The sequence below is a fragment of the Streptosporangium sp. G12 genome, assembly GCF_052983175.1.
On the sequence record NZ_JBRIQO010000004.1, the window covers coordinates 243316 to 258464 of the forward strand.

A 15149-nucleotide genomic window follows, 5' to 3' on the forward strand; every position below is an offset into this window, starting at 1 on the left:
CCGGGATCGGAAAGCCGGACGTCTCCGGTCCGCCGGACCCGTTCGGCGCGCGGGGCACGGTGAGTGGATCACCGTGCCCCGCCGCGTTCCGGTACCCCGCAAGCTGTTGTCCCGCACGGCCGTTCTCGCTGTGAGCCGCGAGACGGCGGGGCGGTTCCCGGAGAGGGCTCCGCCGGCAGGGCTCCGTTAGTCTGGCGAGGTGCTTGTCGCCGCGGCCGTGTGCCCGCATCCCCCGCTGCTGGTCCCCGAGCTGGCCGGGACCGCGGCCGCAGAGCTCGACGACCTCAGGGCGGCCTGCGCGGCCGCGATCGGGGCGTTGCGCGACGCCGACGAGATCGTGGTGGTGGGAGGCGCGGACCGGACCGCGGCGTACGGCGCGGACGCCGCCGGGAGCCTCGCGCCCTGGGGTGTCGACGTCCGGAGCGGCGAGGGGGAGCCCGTCCTGCCGCTGTCCCTGACGATCGGCCGCCGGCTCCTCGAAGGAGAGCACCTGACGGCCTCGGGATTCCACGCGATCTCCTTCGACGCGGCTCCGGGGGAGTGCGCGGCTTTGGGGGAGCGGCTGGCGGCCACGGCCGGTCGCGTGGCGATGCTCGTCATGGCCGACGGCTCGGCCCGCCTCACCGAGAAGTCCCCCGGATACCTGGACCCTCGCGCGAAACCGTACGACAGGACGATCGTCGAGGCGCTCGCCCGCGGCGAGGTCCCGGCGCTCGACCCCGGCGAGGCCGCCGAGCTGTGGGTCGCGGGTCGCGCGGCCCTGCAGGTCCTCGGCGGGTGCGGGAGCGCCCTGCGCGGTGAGATCCTCTACGACGGAGCGCCCTACGGCGTCGGCTACTTCGCCGCCCGCTGGACGGAGTGACCCCGCCCGCAGTGGTTACGGTGGCGGGAGAGGACGGTGCCCGGGGCGCCGGGGACGACGAGTTCGCGAAGGGGGCACGAGGCCGATGGCGGGGAGCGTGGCGTTCGGGAGCGTTCCGACACCGCTGGGGGACATGGCCGTCGCCGTGACCGAGGACGGTGTGGCGAGTGTGGGCTGGGAGGAGCCGTCCCGGTTCAGGGCCCGCCTGCTCGAACGGCTGGGGCTGGAGGAGGCGGACGACCCAGGCATGACGGCGGCCGTGCTCGGCGAGCTGGGCGACTACTACGCGGGCAGGCTGAGGGTCTTCGGGGTTCCGGTGGACTGGCGGCTGACCTCGCCGGTGCAGCGCAGGGTGCTCGGCACGCTCTACGAGACGGTTCCGTACGGCAAGGTGGTGACCTACGGGGAGCTGGCGGCCCGCAGCGGGACGGGTGTGCCGGCGCGGGCCATCGGGTCGATCATGGGAGCCAACCCGGTCCCCGTCATCGTGCCGTGCCACCGGGTGGTCGCCGGGAACGGGCTCGGCGGGTTCAGCGGAGGCGACGGCGTGGAGTCGAAGCGCCGGCTGCTCACCCTGGAGGGCTACCTGCAGCCGATGCTCGACTGGGACTGACCGGGACCGGGGCCGGGACCTGTGATCGGCCTCGCCGGCCGCCTAAGGCCCGTAGGGCGGCGGCGTGGTGCCGGGCTGGCCGGGACCGGACGTGTCGTCGTCGCGTCCGGTAGGCGTGGCGCGGCCGGGCGCGGGCGTGGTGCCGGGCCGGCCGGGATCCGATGTGCCGTCGTCGCGTCCGGTAGGCGTGGCGCGGCCGGGTTCGGGTGTCGTGCCGGGCCGGCCGGGACCGGACGTGCTGTCGTCCCGCCCGGGCGCGGGTGTCGTGCCCGGGGGTCTGGTGTCCGGTTCGTTGATCTTGTCGGCCATCTTCCTGGCCTTCTGCGCGGCGGTGTCGATGCGCCGGGCGTGTTTTCCGCCCAGCTTCTCCTTGGCGATCCGTTCCGCCTTGTCGATGCCCTGTTTGGCGAGTTCTTCGGTCTTGGCGCCGCCGCCCAGCATGTGCTTGACCTTGTCGAGGATCGACATGGTGAATCCCCCAATTCCGATGCGAGGACGCATCGTTTCTCATCCATACCCGGGGAGTTGGCAGACTTACCCCGTGCCTCAGCTACCCGTCATCGCCGTCGTCGGCCCGACCGCGGCCGGAAAGTCCGACCTGGCCGTGGATCTCGCCCTCGAACTGGGGGGCGAGGTGATCAATACCGACTCCATGCAGCTTTACCAAGGAATGGACATCGGGACGGCGAAACTCTCCGTGGCGGAGCGCAGGGGGGTGCCTCACCACCTGCTGGACATCTGGGACGTGACCAGGGCGGCCAGCGTGGCCGAGTACCAGTCGCTGGCCCGGCCGATCATCGACGGCCTGCGGGCCAAGGGGATCGTGCCGGTCCTGGTGGGCGGATCCGGGCTGTACGTGCGGGCCGCCCTGGACGACCTGGAGTTCCCCGGAACCGACCCGGAGGTCCGCGCCCGGCTGGAGGCCGAACTCGACCTGCGCGGCCCCGGCCCGCTGTACGAGCGGCTCCGCGAGCGCGACCCGAAGGCCGCCGAGACCATCCTCCCGGGCAACGGGCGCAGGATCGTCCGGGCCCTGGAGGTCATCGAGATCTCCGGCCGGCCGTTCTCGGCCACGATGCCGTCGTACGACGCCGTCTACGACAGCGTCCAGCTGGGGGTGGAGGTGCCCAGGGAGGTGCTGGACGCCCGGGTCGAGGCACGGGTCGAGCACATGTGGCGGGCCGGGCTGGTGGACGAGGTCAGGGAACTGGCCGCGCGCGGGCTCGCCGGAGGCCGTACGGCCAGCCGCGCCCTCGGGTACGCGCAGGTGCTGAGATTCCTCGGCGGTGAGTGCACCGAGGAGGAGGCGAAGCAGGAGACGGTACGGGCGACGCGCAGGTTCGTCCGCCGTCAGGAGTCGTGGTTCCGCCGCGATCCCCGCGTGGTCTGGCTGCCCCAGCGGGAACCGGACCTCCTGGGCCGCGCGCTCGCCGCGATCCGCGGTTGACCGCTCCCCGGACCGGAGACCGGCCGGGGCGGGGCGGCGGGGGCGGACGCGTGCCTGGATAGAGTTGGTCACATGCGATTCGCGAAGGGACACAGCACCGAGAACGACTTCGTCATCCTCCCCGACCCGGACGGTGAGCTGGAGTTGCCCGCGACGCTCGTGGTGGCGTTGTGCGACCGGCGCGCGGGGATCGGCGCGGACGGCGTGCTGCGCGTGACGCGGACGAAGCTCTGCCCGGAGGTGTCCGGCCAGGCGGGCGAGGCCGAGTGGTTCATGGACTACCGCAACGCCGACGGCGGCGTCGCCGAGATGTGCGGCAACGGGGTGCGGCTCTTCGCCCGCTACCTGGTCGACACGGGTCTCGCCGCGCCGGGGGAGTTCGGCGTCGCGACCAGGGGGGGCGTCAAGCGGGTGCGGCTCGCGGAGACGGGTGACGTGACCGTCGACATGGGCCCGCCCCGGGTGCTGGGGTCGAGCCGCGCGACCGTCGCGGGCCACGAGTACGAGGGTCTCCACGTCGACATGGGCAACCCCCACCTGGCCTGCGTCACCGGCGACCCGGTGGCCCAGCTCGACCTGAGCCACCAGCCCGCGTTCGACCCCGAGGTGTTCCCCGCCGGGGTCAACATCGAGCTGCTCAATCCGGTGGGCGCGCGCCGGGTCGTCATGCGGGTCTTCGAGCGCGGCTCGGGCGAGACCAGGTCCTGCGGCACCGGCGCCGTCGCCTCGGCCGTGGCCGCCGCGCGGCTGGCCGGTGAGACCAGCGGCACCTGGGCGGTGGAGGTGCTCGGCGGCACCGTCACCGTCACCCTCGACGAGCGCACCAGCTACCTGGCGGGTCCCGCCGTCCTCGTCGCGTCCGGTGAGGTCACGCTCTGAGGCGTGCGCGCCACCTGCCGCTTCGCCCTGGTGTTCGCCAAGCCGTTTGGGGCATGCTCGCCGACCTGGCAGACTGACGTCTCATGGACGTGGACATCTGGGCCTGGGTGGGCGACACCCAGCGGCAACTGCATGAAGCAGGTAACACCGGTCTGGCTATGGCGATCGGAGACGTGCCCGCGCAGGCGCTGGAAGGCCGATACGCGCAGCTCGACGTGCTCGCGCCCGCCATCGCGCAGCAGGCGGAGAACCTGCGGCTGCCCTGGCTGGAGTTCTACGCCCGCTACTGGCACCTGGTCGGCCGCGTCGGCAACCGCGCGCAGGGGACGGTCGCGATCGCCGACGCCGAGACACTGGTGGAGTTCACCAAGCGGGAGGACGTGCGAGAGTGCCCGGCCGTGCCCGGTGCCGTCGTGGCGCTGGCCATCGCGCAGGCGAACGCCGACGGTCCCGGTTACGCCGCCGAGCGGCTGGCCGCGCTCTCGGCGCTGGACGTCGAGCCGGACTCGCTGGCCTTCGCCTCCGTCGCCGAGCACTACGTCGCGGCGCTGGTCGACGCGGGCCGTGTCGACGAGGCGATCTCGCACGCCGAGACCGCGGTGGCGGCGCTGGGCGGCGCGGGCCGCGAGGCGAGCTGGGAGCTGGGGGCCGCCTCGGCCCGCGCGCTGCTGGCCGCCGGCCGCGCCGAGGACGCGCTCACCGCGCTCGACGCCGCGACCGGTTTCAAGCCCGACGACCCGGTGGCCAAGGAGCACCGCGAGGGAGTGCTCCGCGCGCTCGTGCTCGCCACCCTCGACCGGGTGCAGGAGTCCGTCGACGCCCTGCCCGACCTCGACGTGGTGGGCGACCACCCCCGCGTCTGGGTGGAGTGGTCGTACGCCGTCCGCGCGCTCGCCGGAACGGCGCAGATCACCAACACCTGGCAGCTGGGCCGGGTGCTCAAGCAGTGGATCGACTACTTCGCCATGATGGGCGGCTACCGCGCCCGGGTCGAGCTGTCGCTCGTCGCAGGGCACCTGGCGGTCGCACGCCAGGGACTCTGGCAGGCGCGCCTCCTGGCCGACCTCGCGGAGTCGGCGGCCGGCGAGCTCAGGAACCCCGGCGACATCGCCGAGCGGGTCGCCGAGCTGCGCACCGCCGCGGACGAGGCCACCCCGCTTCCGGCTCCGGGCCCCGAGGCCGAGCTGGTCGGTTCCTTCGACGCCGCCGACGGCTTCAACGCCGACCCGGAGCGCTGGGTGGGCTGGCTGACCCCGCTGTCCGGCCGTGACGTGGAGGCCACCCGGCGCCACACCACCACGCTGGGCTTCCTCGGTTACCCGGCCAGGGGCGCCGACATCTACTGGACCATGCTGGTCGAGTCCGGCGACATCGAGAACGCCGACCCGCAGGACGCCGCGTACCTCAGTGGCCTGCTGATCGAGGCGCGTCAGGACGAGCGCCTGGAGCAGATGGCCGAGCGGCTGCCCGACGTGCAGCGCCACCTCGCCCTGGGCCGCCTGTACACCGCGCGGGAGCGCTGGGAGCAGGCGGCGGCCGAGGGCGAGGCGGCGTTCGCCGCGGGCGGCGGCATCGAGGCGGCCCGCCTGTGGTCGGCCGCGGTGCAGCAGCTCGGCGACAACGCCAAGGGTGCGGGCATCCTGCGCGACCTCCTCGACTCCGGGGAGATCGAGCAGCAGGACGTCTGGCGGATGGTCGTCATGGCGACGGCCGCCGAAGACTGGGAGACCGTCCGTCTGGGCGCCGCCAAGATCGGGATGCCGCTGCAGTCGAGCGAGGGGCCGATCGAGGAGGAGATGGGCCTGGTGCGCATCATCCTTCCCGCCCCCGACGGCAGCCAGCGCCAGGTCCTGAGCGTGCGCACCGGCCCCGCGACGGCGCGCCTGGCCATCCCCCAGCCTCCCGGCATGGAGTACAACGCGGGTGACCTGGTCGTCTTCGAGCCGCAGCTGCTCGAGCCGATCCCGGAGAGCGCCGAGGAGCAGGAGAACTTCGTCCCGCCCTTCGCCGCGGTCAGCATGCTCCGTCCGGGCGGCTACACCAGCTGGTTCTTCGACGGCGCCGCTCCCAGTCAGGCCGACTGGACGGAGTTCAACGACGTCATGGCCGAGCGTGGCTGGCCGATGTGGGTCTACAGCGACGACAACTACACCGTGAACCACCCGACCTCGGGCGAGCCGCTGCCCGGAGTGTTCGGCTGGATCGCGGTCCCGCCGGACGTCAGCCCGGTCGAGCTCGACGCGCTTCTGGACGACGCCACCGAGCGCTGGGTGCACCCGCTGGCCTGGCTCGACCTGGCCAAGGCCGTCGACGTCGAGGTGGAGCGGCACGAGAGGATCACCAAGGAGTACGGCCTGTAGGACGGCTCGCCACGGCCGCGCCCGGCGGCCCGTGGCGTCGTCCGGTCTCCGAAAGGGGGAGGCGGCTCCTCCCTGACCACCTCGGAGCCCGGGAAGCCGTACCGTCCGGACCGCTCGGACCATCGGCTGCACAGGACAACGCGTCGCCCGTGAGGAGACTCCTCACGGGCGATTCTCGTCGTGGTCACTAGAATCTCATTCGGCGCATTGGGCGGACGAAGGAGAATCCGGATGCTGGAACGGTTCCGGCTGGACGGCAAGGTCGCGATCGTCACCGGGGCGTCCTCCGGACTGGGGGTCGCGTTCGCGAGGGGCCTGGCCGAGGCGGGCGCGGACATCGTGATCGGTGCCCGCAGGAAGGACCGCCTTGAGGAGACCCGCACCCTGGTCGAGGAGACCGGCAGGCGATGTGTGGCCCTCGTCACCGACGTGACCAGGCCGGAGGACTGCCAGGCGCTGGCCGAGGCGGCGGTGGCCGAGCTGGGCGCGGTGGACGTCCTGATCAACAACGCGGGTGTGGGCTCGGCGGTCCCGGCGCTGAAGGAGACGCCCGAGCAGTTCCGGCAGGTCGTGGACGTCAACCTGCACGGCACCTACTGGATGGCGCAGGCCTGCGCCAGGCTCATGCGGCCGGGCTCCTCGATCGTCAACGTCGGGAGCATCCTGGGCGAGACGACCGCCGGGCTGCCGCAGGCCGCCTACAGCGCCTCCAAGGCGGGGGTCGTCGGCCTCACGCGCGATCTCGCCCAGCAGTGGACGGGACGGCGCGGCATCCGGGTCAACTGCCTTGAGCCGGGTTTCTTCGCCTCGGAGATGACCGACCAGTACGCCGAGGGCTATCTGACCTGGCACCTTGAGCACCGGGTGCTGATGAAGCGCCCCGGCGATCCGGCCGAGCTCGTCGCCGCCGCGATCTTCCTCGCCTCGGACGCCGCCTCGTACGTCACCGGTGCGGTGATCCCGGTCGACGGCGGGATCCTGATCACCTGATCTCCGGGGGTGGTCACCTGGTCCGGTGATCGTGGCGCGCATGTGAGGGTATTTGCGCAGGTCATATGAGGGATGTCGTTAAGGCGTGGATTGATGCGCCGGAAATTCTCGCGTCCCCCCAAAGACTGCTTGAGGCTTTTAAGATTGAGGACGTTATCTGAGGTAATTTGCCGCTTCAGAGAGTGATGCACGTGAGAGGTGGCATGGTGCGGACTGCGCTGGTACGAGGTGTGGTCGTCGCGACGATCGCGTTCACGGTGGCGGGCTGCGGCCCGGTGCCGGGCGGAGGTGTGGACGACGGGGCGCAGTCCTCCGGCGGGGGGAAATCCGCGTCCGAGGCGCTCAAGGATCTGAAGAAATTGCAGGTCAAGGGGCGCGCCTCGATGACCGGGTTCGACCGCGACGAATTCGGTTCCGCGTGGTCGGACGTCGACGGGAACGGCTGTGACACCCGCAACGACATTCTCATTCGCGACCTGAAGGAAGAGGTCTTCAAGAAGGGCGAGGACGGCTGCGTCGTGCAGTCCGGAATTCTCGAGGATCCGTACAGCGGCAAGACCATCAAGTTCGAGCGCGGGACGCGGACCAGCATGGCGGTGCAGATCGACCACGTGGTCGCGCTCGCCGACGCCTGGCAGAAGGGCGCCCAGCAGTTGTCCGAGTCCAAGCGGAAGGAACTCGCCAACGACCCGCTGAACCTGCTGGCCGTGGACGGGCCGCTGAACAGCCAGAAGGGCGCCGGAGACGCGGCGACCTGGCTGCCGCCGCGCCGCGCCTACCGGTGCCCCTACGTCGAGCGCCAGATCAGGGTGAAGGTCAGATACGACCTGTGGGTGACGTCCGGCGAGAAGGACGCCATGGAGTCCGTCCTCAAGTCCTGCTGATCAGTCGTCGTAGTCACGCTTCAACTTGATGATCTTTCCGGTCTTCGCCGACACGTAGACGTCGTACTCCCAGGCGCCCCTGTGCAGCTCGACCTTCCAGGCCCGCCGGCCGTGCTCCCACTCGCGCTCGACCTTGCTGACGCGCGCGCCGGGAACGCGCTTCTTGGCGATCTGCACGGCCTCGCGGGAGGAGATGCCCGCCGAGGTGGTGACCGGTGCGGCGGCCGTGCCCGTGGCGCCGGTCACGGTCGCACCGGTCGTACCGGTGCCGGCCGCGGTGGCGGTGATCGCCGCGCTGTCCGTCTGCGCGGCGAGAGCGATGCCGCCTCCACCGGTCAGGAGGGCGGCGGCGGCGAGGGTTCCGACAGTAATCCTGGCAATTCGTGTCATATGCCAAGATTTTCGGAGACTTTGCTAGGGGCGCGCTAAGGGACCGTTAACCAAAGGCGAGTTCGGCCCGCCGCTGAATTCCGGCGCGTTTTCTTACGCCACTTCGGGCACACCGCATCAGGGGCCGGTTCGCCCGGGGTCGTCTTTTCGAAGATCCCCGGGGTCGTCTTTCCGGAGATCGGGGCCCGCCCGCTCGGCCATGGACGCCCGGTGCTCGTCGGCTGCGGCCTGGCGGCGATGCGTCAGCGCCTGGAGCCGGTGGGTCTCCGCGTCCCCGCTCCCCGCCGCCGCGGCCCGGTCGTGGCTCGCGGCCGCGTTCCGGTGGGCCTGGGCCGCCGACCGGTATCCGGCCGTCGCGCGCTCCCTGGCCTGGTCGGCCCGCAGGCGCGCCTTTCCCAGGTGGGCGCCGGCCTGGTCCGTCCGCTCGGCGCGCGACGAGAGCGACTCTGGGGGTGGGAGTGAGCCGGAGGACGAGGGAAGCGCGGGGGACGACGGGGACGACGGGGACGGCGGGGACGGGGGTGACGGGGAGGCGCGTGATACCGGCGCGGTCTCACCGCGGGCGAGTTCGTGCCGGCGCTCGGCGGCCTGCCCGGCCCGCTCGCCGGCCTGGGCGATGCGCTCGCGCGTGCGCTCGCTCCACTCCCTGCGGGCCTCGCGGCGCTCGTCCTGTGGTTCGTCGTGGGCGTCTGAGCTGTCGTGGATCTCGGGATCACCCGCCATACGGCTTGCCCTTCGTGGAGCCGCGCTAGCGGCTCAGCGGAATTCCCCTCCCTCAGGGAAGCGGAAAAGTCACGACATCATGCTTTCCGGCATGGCCGCGGATAACCGCGAAGGCGCCTGATCATCCGCTCGGCGACCCGGCCGCGGTGCGCCTCAGCCGGATCCTGCGGGGAAGGAGGCGGCGAGTTCGCGCGCCCGATCCGCCTTCGCCCGCTCGGCGTGGTCGTCGCAGGCCAGCCTCACCGCGGCCCGCATCGCGAGGTGGGTGTCCAGCCCGGCCTGGAGGGCGGCCCTCCGCTCGTGGATCTCGACCAGCGTCGCGCAGGTCGTCTGCGTCCGGAGGCGGAGCGTCTCCAGGCGTGCCGCCGCCTCCCGCCTCAGGCGCGCGGCCCTCTCCAGCGCCGGGTGCGCCGCGCGTTCGGCGGGCAGGTGCCCCGGGTCCGGCTCGGCCCGGGACGCGGTGCTCTCCGTAAGGGAGGCGATGCGCCCCCGGAGCGTCGTGCTCTCCCGCTCCCAGGGGGAGGTGTGCTCCGGCGGGGTGGCGTCCCGTGGGGAGGGCTTCTCGGAATCCGGGATCCCGGCGCGCCCGGTGGCGTCCCGGTGGGTGCGGCGCCTGCCGCCGATGCGCCGCAGGACCGGGACGTGCCGCGGGGGGAGGGACGGGACTCCGGGGAAAGCGTCCATGCCGGAGGTGTCGACCAGGCCGGGGTGCTTGGGCTCCTGCGCTCCCCAGAGCACGGTGAACAGCCGGATCACGGTCGGGGAGGGGACGACGAACAGCTCTCCTCCGGCCGCGCGGAGACCCTCGTGAATCCGCTCCAGCACCCGGGCCCCGCTGACGTCGCAGAAAAGCAGCTCGCCGGCGTCCACGAGGATGTGTCGTGCGCCTCCGAGCATGAGAGATTCCAGCTCCGACTCCAGCAGCCGGTAGTTGAAGGCGTCTATCTCGCCCACCACGGCCACCAGAGCAGTATCACCATATTGGTGAATGACATACACCGACATATCCATATTGGCCATACCCTTCAAGGGTCTTTCGGAGGCCCCGCCGACAATCCTACGGTTCTCCAGTATGAATGGGTCCCGACGGGATAGAAGCTAAATGTGGCAGGTTCCAGCGGGCGTGATGTGGTGGTCGTCGCGGCTTCGGCCGGCGGTGTGGAGGCTCTGCGTGCCCTGCTCGCGCGGTTGCCCGGCGATCTCGCCGCCTCCGTCCTCGTGGTGTTGCACCTGCCCCCCCGCGCGGAGAGCAGTCTCGCGGGGATCCTCGACCGGGCCGGGCCGCTGGAGGCCACCGCCGCGGGAGACGGCGAGTCCCTGCGACACGGCCGGGTCTACGTGGCGCCTCCTGACCGCCACCTGATGGTCCGGGACGGCGCGATCAGGCTCTCGCGCGGCCCTCGCTACAACGGTCACCGGCCGGCCGCGGACCCGCTGTTCCTCAGCGCGGCGCTGGACGGGGGTCCCCGTACGCTCGCCGTCGTGCTGAGCGGCACGCTCGACGACGGCGCGAGGGGGTGCGCCGTGGTGGAGCGCCACCTCGGCGCGGTCGCCGTCCAGGATCCCCGGCAGAGCGCGTTCGACGGGATGCCCCGCGCCGCCCTGGCCGCGGCACGGAGCGCGGAGGCGTTCGCGGTGGAGGAGATCGCCGAGTGGATCGTGCGGCAGAGCCGCACGATCGTCGAGGACGAGGTCGTGAAGGATCCGGGCATCGAGAAGGAGATCGCCCTCTACCTGTTATCCGGTGAGATCGGCCCGTACGGGGGCGATCTCACAGGGTTGAGCTGCCCGGAGTGCGGCGGGCCCGTGTACGAGACGAAGAACGGCGGAGAGGCCCACTACGGCTGCCGGGTGGGACACGGGTGGTCCCCGCAGGGCATGGCCGCGAGCCAGGCCGAGGCCGTGGAGCGGGCGCTGTGGACGGCGGTCCTGCGGCTGGAGGAGCGGCTGCGCATGCTGGAGCGCATGCTGGAGCGCGCGCAGCTGCAGGGAAGGAAACACTCGTCGCAGCGCCTGCTGGAGGACGCCGAGCAGACCAGGCAGGCACTGGAGACGATGCGAATGCTACAAAGCCGCATCGACGGCACCGGGGACACCCTTGCCCTCACGTAGCGGTCGGTGACGGGCCTAGGCTGGCAGTGTGATGCCCGGCGACGAACGTGAATTCGACGATCTCCTGCTCATGTTGAAGGAGACGCGCGGCTTCGACTTCACGGGATATAAGCGCACCACCCTCATGCGCCGCATCAGCAGGCGGCTGGAGGCGCTCAAGCTCCGTGACTACGGCGAGTACCGGGACTATCTGGAGCTGGAACCCGAGGAGTTCAACCGGCTCTTCGACAGCCTGCTGATCAACGTCACCGCCTTCTTCCGCGATCCGGCCGCCTGGCAGACGCTCCGCGGGACCGTGATCCCCAGCCTGCTGGCGAGCAAGGGGCCCGGCAAGGTGATCCGGATCTGGAGCGCCGGCTGCGCGACGGGCGAGGAGGCCTACAGCCTCGCGATGGTGCTGGCCGAACAGCTCGGCATGGACGATTTCCGCGAGCGGGTGAAGATATACGCCACGGACCTCGACCAGAAGGCCCTCCAGACGGCGCGGGCGGCCGTGTACAGCGAGCGGCAGCTCGCCGAGGTGCCGGAAGATCTGCGCCAGACCTACTTCGAGCCGGTGGAGGCCGGTTTCGGGTTCCGGCGCGACCTGCGACGCCAGCTGATCTTCGGTCGCAACGATCTCACGCGCGACGCGCCGATCTCCCGGGTCGACCTCCTGCTGGCCCGCAACACGCTGATGTACTTCAACAGCGAGACCCAGCTCAGCGTCGTGCGCCGGTTCCACTTCGCGCTCTCCGACCCCGGCTACCTCTTCCTGGGCAAGGCGGAGATGCTGCTGAACCACGGAGACAGGTTCGAGCCGGTGAACCTCCGGATGAGGCTGTTCAAGAAGATCGGATCGCCGCCGCCGGGCAGCCGGACCACCTGGGCCCCCGGTGCCGGCGTGGCGCAGACCCGCCCGTACGTGCGGCACACGGTGCTGCAGGCGGCGGCGCTCGCCACCGGCCCGGTCGCGCAGATCGCGCTCGACCGCTCCAGGAACCTCGCCCTGGCGAACTCGCGCGCCGAACTGCTCTTCAACCTCAACCCCCGAGACATCGGGCGGCCGTTCCAGGACCTGGAGGTGTCCTACCGGCCGGTCGAGCTCCGCTCGGTGATCGAGCAGGTGGAGCTGGACCTGCGCGTCGCCGAGCTGCAGGACGTCACCTGGCACCGGCCGAACACGCCGGAGCCGAGCGTCTTCGACATCGCCGTCGTCCCGCTCCTGGAACCGGGCGGTGAGCTGGTCGGCGTCGGCGTCACCTTCCACGACGTGACGCGCTACCGCCAGCTCCGCGACCGGCTGGAGCAGACGAACCGGGAGCTGGAGCACGCCTACGAGGAGCTGCAGTCGACCAACGAGGAGCTGGAGACCACCAACGAGGAGCTGCAGTCCACGAACGAGGAGCTGGAGACCACCAACGAGGAGCTGCAGTCCACGAACGAGGAGCTGGAGACGATGAACGAGGAGCTGCAGTCGACCAACGACGAGCTCCAGCAGATCAACGACACCCTCAACTCCCGCAGTGACGAGCTCAAGCGGGCCACCCTCCTCGTCTCCTCGGTGGTGCGCAGCCTCGGCGACGCCGTGGCCGTGATCGACACCGACACGCGGGTGCTGGTCTGGAGCCCGGGAGCCGAGGAGCTGTGGGGGCTCCGCGCCGACGAGGCGATCGGCTGCCGGCTGGCCTCCCTCGACATCGGCCTTCCCGTCGGGGAGCTTCTGACCAGGGCTCAGCGGATGCTGGAGGCGGGGCCCGAGCCGGGGAACGGCCGCGCCGACGGTGTCACCCTGGACGGCGTGAACCGGAGGGGGCGCCCCGCTCGGCTCAACGTCGAGCTCTCCCGCCTGCACACCGACGACATGTCGCCCCATGGAGTGATCATGGTGATGAACCTCCTTCGGCAGGGGTAGGAGGCCGGCCTCCCGTCCCCGGCTTCAGGGCGTGACGGCGGGCAGGAACAGGATCACGCTCGCCCCGCCCTCGGGGGAGGCCCCCAGGGACAGCGAGCCACCCGCCGACTCCGCCGTCCGGCGGGCGATGTCGAGGCCGAGACCGGTCGACCCGGCACCGCTCTCGCCGCGCTGCGACGGGTCGGGCGTGGCGAAGCCGGGACCGGCGTCGGCGACGGTCAGCAGCGCGCCGCCGCCGGTCGCCTCCAGCCGTACGGAGAACGAGACCCCCTCCGGCGTGTGCGCGAACACGTTGCCGAGCAGGGCGTCCACGCAGGCGGCGAGGTCGTCCGCGGCGACCCCGACCGGCAGCGGGCCGGGGGCCAGCTCGAGGGTGAAGTGCCGCGACTGGTCCTCGGCGAGCACCGACCAGAACGCGACCCGCGCCCCGGTCACCGCCGCCGCGTCGCACTCGGCCCGCTCACGCCCCCGCCGCCTGGCCTCGGTGATCACCGAGGTGACGGCGCGTTCCAGGGCGTCCACCCTCGCCTCGATCCTGGCCGACTCCTCGAGATCGGCCAGCGACTCCGCCTCCAGCCTCAGCCCGGTCAGCGGGGTGCGCAGCCGGTGGGACAGGTCGGCGGCGCTCTCCCGCTCCTCCGCGAGCAGGCCGGTGATGCGCTCGGCCAGGTGGTTGAGGGCGACGCCGACCGCCTGCACCTCCGGAGGGCCGTCGGGCTCCGTCCTGGCTGACAGATCGCCCGCCGCGAGCCGGTGCGAAACCCCCGCCAGCGCGGTGATCGGCCTGATCACCGCGCGGGCCAGCCGGTCGCCGACCAGCACACCCAGCCCGACCAGGGCCAGGCCGAGCGCCGCCAGCCCGGCCCAGACCTGGGGCACGCCCCTGGTCAGGCGGCCGTCGTCCAGGAACACCCGGACCACCGCCGTACCCCCGGGTGCCCCCTGGACCGCGACCAGGATCTCCCGCCCGCCGGGGGCGGCGGCGGTGACGCTGCGACCGCGGGAGGCCAGTTCCACGGCGGCGGAGCGCGGGGCGGGATCGCCGATCACCTCGCCGCCGGGGAGGAAGACCGTGACCGGATGCTCGGCCTGCTCCGCGGTGAGCCGCAGGGTCTCGGTGTCCACCGCGCCGACCACGACCGCCACCGACTCGGCCTCGCTCTCGGCCTCGCTGACCGCCCCGCTCACCGCCACCGTGCGGACCAGCAGGGCCAGCGGGACCAGCAGCGCGATCAGCACGAGGGAGGTGGTCGCCGCGACCAGCAGGGTCAGCCAGCGCCTCATGCCGGGGCGGCCAGTCGCACGCCGACACCCCTGACGGTCTGCAGGTAGCGGGGCTCCTGGGACGTCTCGCCCAGCTTGCGGCGCAGCCAGGAGAGGTGGACGTCCACCGTCTTGTCGGCTCCCCCGTAGGGGATCTGCCAGACGTGGGTGAGCAGCTCCCGCTTGGTGACCACCTCGCCGGGCCGGGCCGCCAGGTAGTGGAGCAGGTCGAACTCCCGGGGACTCAGATCCAGCGGCGTCCCGTCCAGGGTCGCCTCCCGGGTGCGCGGGTCGATCCGCAGGCCCCCCACGGTGACCGCGCTGTCGGCGCGGCTCTCACCGGCCACCCGCCGGAGCACCGCCCGGATCCGCGCGTCGAGCTGGGCCGCGCTGAACGGCTTGACCACGTAGTCGTCGGCACCCGCGTCCAGCAACCTGACCATCTCCGCGTCGCCGTCCCGCGCGGTCGCCACGATCACCGGGACCCGGCTCACCGCGCGGAGCATCCGCAGCAGGTCCAGGCCGTCCATGTCGGGCAGACCGAGGTCGAGGACGACCAGGTCGGGGCGTTCCTCGACGGCCAGCCGCAGGCCGTCGAGAGCGGCGGGGGCGGACGACACGGCGTGGCCGCGGTCGCGCAGGCCCCGGGTGAGGGAGGTGCGGATCGCGACGTCGTCCTCGATGAGCAGCACGTTCGACATTTGCCGTCACGTTAGCCCCCTTCCGTACCGC

15 protein-coding genes are annotated in these 15149 nt (G+C 71.9%); 9 read left to right on the plus strand and 6 right to left on the minus strand.

Annotation, left to right across the window (positions count from 1 at the left end; all coding sequences use genetic code 11):
* Positions 1-199: 199 nt before the first annotated feature.
* The gene (locus ACVCAG_RS08140; protein ID WP_440083078.1) at positions 200-862 is read left to right on the plus strand and encodes a hypothetical protein; all 663 of its coding nucleotides are present in this window, start codon (positions 200-202) and stop codon (positions 860-862) included.
* 97 nt (positions 863-959) lie between these two features.
* Complete coding sequence (locus tag ACVCAG_RS08145; protein WP_447189637.1) at positions 960-1475, plus strand: methylated-DNA--[protein]-cysteine S-methyltransferase; 516 nt, start codon at positions 960-962, stop codon at positions 1473-1475.
* A 42-nt stretch (positions 1476-1517) separates the two neighbouring features.
* On the opposite strand, the gene ACVCAG_RS08150 is transcribed toward ACVCAG_RS08145, so the two are convergent.
* Positions 1518-1943, minus strand: a complete 426-nt coding sequence (locus ACVCAG_RS08150; RefSeq protein WP_440083080.1) for an Rv0909 family putative TA system antitoxin — start codon at positions 1941-1943, stop codon at positions 1518-1520.
* 73 nt (positions 1944-2016) lie between these two features.
* Here ACVCAG_RS08150 and miaA point away from each other — a divergent pair, with 73 nt between their 5' ends.
* The 5 genes from miaA (at position 2017) to ACVCAG_RS08175 (ending at position 8035) form a co-directional block, all read left to right on the plus strand.
* Entirely contained in the window at positions 2017-2922 is a 906-nt protein-coding gene (gene miaA / locus ACVCAG_RS08155) for a tRNA (adenosine(37)-N6)-dimethylallyltransferase MiaA (protein ID WP_440083081.1), read from the plus strand.
* Between the two features lie 72 nt (positions 2923-2994).
* On the plus strand, positions 2995-3801 hold the full coding sequence (gene dapF / locus ACVCAG_RS08160; protein ID WP_440083082.1) for a diaminopimelate epimerase: 807 nt from the start codon (positions 2995-2997) through the stop codon (positions 3799-3801).
* An 83-nt stretch (positions 3802-3884) separates the two neighbouring features.
* Positions 3885-6161, plus strand: coding sequence for a tetratricopeptide repeat protein (locus ACVCAG_RS08165; protein ID WP_440083083.1), 2277 nt, complete (start codon positions 3885-3887; stop codon positions 6159-6161).
* A 231-nt stretch (positions 6162-6392) separates the two neighbouring features.
* Positions 6393-7151, plus strand: coding sequence for an SDR family oxidoreductase (locus ACVCAG_RS08170; RefSeq protein ID WP_440083084.1), 759 nt, complete (start codon positions 6393-6395; stop codon positions 7149-7151).
* A gap of 203 nt (positions 7152-7354) precedes the next feature.
* Positions 7355-8035, plus strand: a complete 681-nt coding sequence (locus tag ACVCAG_RS08175; protein ID WP_440083085.1) for an HNH endonuclease family protein — start codon at positions 7355-7357, stop codon at positions 8033-8035.
* On the opposite strand, the gene ACVCAG_RS08180 is transcribed toward ACVCAG_RS08175, so the two are convergent.
* The 3 genes from ACVCAG_RS08180 to ACVCAG_RS08190 all read right to left on the minus strand — a co-directional run bounded on the left by ACVCAG_RS08180 (position 8036) and on the right by ACVCAG_RS08190 (position 10168).
* Positions 8036-8425: a PepSY domain-containing protein gene (locus ACVCAG_RS08180; protein ID WP_447189638.1), complete on the minus strand. Its 390-nt coding sequence runs from the start codon at positions 8423-8425 to the stop codon at positions 8036-8038.
* A 117-nt stretch (positions 8426-8542) separates the two neighbouring features.
* On the minus strand, positions 8543-9148 hold the full coding sequence (locus ACVCAG_RS08185; RefSeq protein WP_447189639.1) for a hypothetical protein: 606 nt from the start codon (positions 9146-9148) through the stop codon (positions 8543-8545).
* A gap of 153 nt (positions 9149-9301) precedes the next feature.
* Complete coding sequence (locus ACVCAG_RS08190) at positions 9302-10168, minus strand: STAS domain-containing protein (RefSeq protein ID WP_440083088.1); 867 nt, start codon at positions 10166-10168, stop codon at positions 9302-9304.
* Between the two features lie 84 nt (positions 10169-10252).
* On the opposite strand from ACVCAG_RS08190, the gene ACVCAG_RS08195 reads away from it, so the two are divergent.
* Together ACVCAG_RS08195 and ACVCAG_RS08200 are read left to right on the plus strand one after the other, a co-directional pair.
* Positions 10253-11260: a chemotaxis protein CheB gene (locus ACVCAG_RS08195; protein ID WP_440083089.1), complete on the plus strand. Its 1008-nt coding sequence runs from the start codon at positions 10253-10255 to the stop codon at positions 11258-11260.
* Positions 11261-11291: 31 nt separating this feature from the next.
* The gene (locus ACVCAG_RS08200) at positions 11292-13154 is read left to right on the plus strand and encodes a CheR family methyltransferase (RefSeq protein ID WP_447189640.1); all 1863 of its coding nucleotides are present in this window, start codon (positions 11292-11294) and stop codon (positions 13152-13154) included.
* A 24-nt stretch (positions 13155-13178) separates the two neighbouring features.
* Here the strand turns inward: ACVCAG_RS08200 and ACVCAG_RS08205 are convergent, their stop codons facing one another.
* Both ACVCAG_RS08205 and ACVCAG_RS08210 read right to left on the minus strand, forming a co-directional pair.
* Positions 13179-14438 (minus strand): ATP-binding protein, encoded by a 1260-nt coding sequence (locus tag ACVCAG_RS08205; RefSeq protein ID WP_440083091.1) that lies wholly within the window; start codon positions 14436-14438, stop codon positions 13179-13181.
* Positions 14435-15118: a response regulator gene (locus tag ACVCAG_RS08210; RefSeq protein WP_440083092.1), complete on the minus strand. Its 684-nt coding sequence runs from the start codon at positions 15116-15118 to the stop codon at positions 14435-14437. The genes ACVCAG_RS08205 and ACVCAG_RS08210 overlap by 4 nt, the downstream gene beginning before the upstream one ends.
* Positions 15119-15149: the final 31 nt, after the last annotated feature.

Coding starts and splice junctions, on each gene's coding strand:
- ACVCAG_RS08150 (WP_440083080.1), bottom strand. CDS start 1,943: ATGTCGATCCTCGACAAGGTCAAGCACATGCTGGGCGGCGGCGCCAAG.
- dapF (WP_440083082.1), top strand. CDS start 2,995: ATGCGATTCGCGAAGGGACACAGCACCGAGAACGACTTCGTCATCCTC.
- ACVCAG_RS08165 (WP_440083083.1), top strand. CDS start 3,885: ATGGACGTGGACATCTGGGCCTGGGTGGGCGACACCCAGCGGCAACTG.
- ACVCAG_RS08170 (WP_440083084.1), top strand. CDS start 6,393: ATGCTGGAACGGTTCCGGCTGGACGGCAAGGTCGCGATCGTCACCGGG.
- ACVCAG_RS08175 (WP_440083085.1), top strand. CDS start 7,355: ATGGTGCGGACTGCGCTGGTACGAGGTGTGGTCGTCGCGACGATCGCG.
- ACVCAG_RS08180 (WP_447189638.1), bottom strand. CDS start 8,425: ATGACACGAATTGCCAGGATTACTGTCGGAACCCTCGCCGCCGCCGCC.
- ACVCAG_RS08185 (WP_447189639.1), bottom strand. CDS start 9,148: ATGGCGGGTGATCCCGAGATCCACGACAGCTCAGACGCCCACGACGAA.
- ACVCAG_RS08190 (WP_440083088.1), bottom strand. CDS start 10,168: ATGGCCAATATGGATATGTCGGTGTATGTCATTCACCAATATGGTGAT.
- ACVCAG_RS08200 (WP_447189640.1), top strand. CDS start 11,292: ATGCCCGGCGACGAACGTGAATTCGACGATCTCCTGCTCATGTTGAAG.
- ACVCAG_RS08205 (WP_440083091.1), bottom strand. CDS start 14,438: ATGAGGCGCTGGCTGACCCTGCTGGTCGCGGCGACCACCTCCCTCGTG.
- ACVCAG_RS08210 (WP_440083092.1), bottom strand. CDS start 15,118: ATGTCGAACGTGCTGCTCATCGAGGACGACGTCGCGATCCGCACCTCC.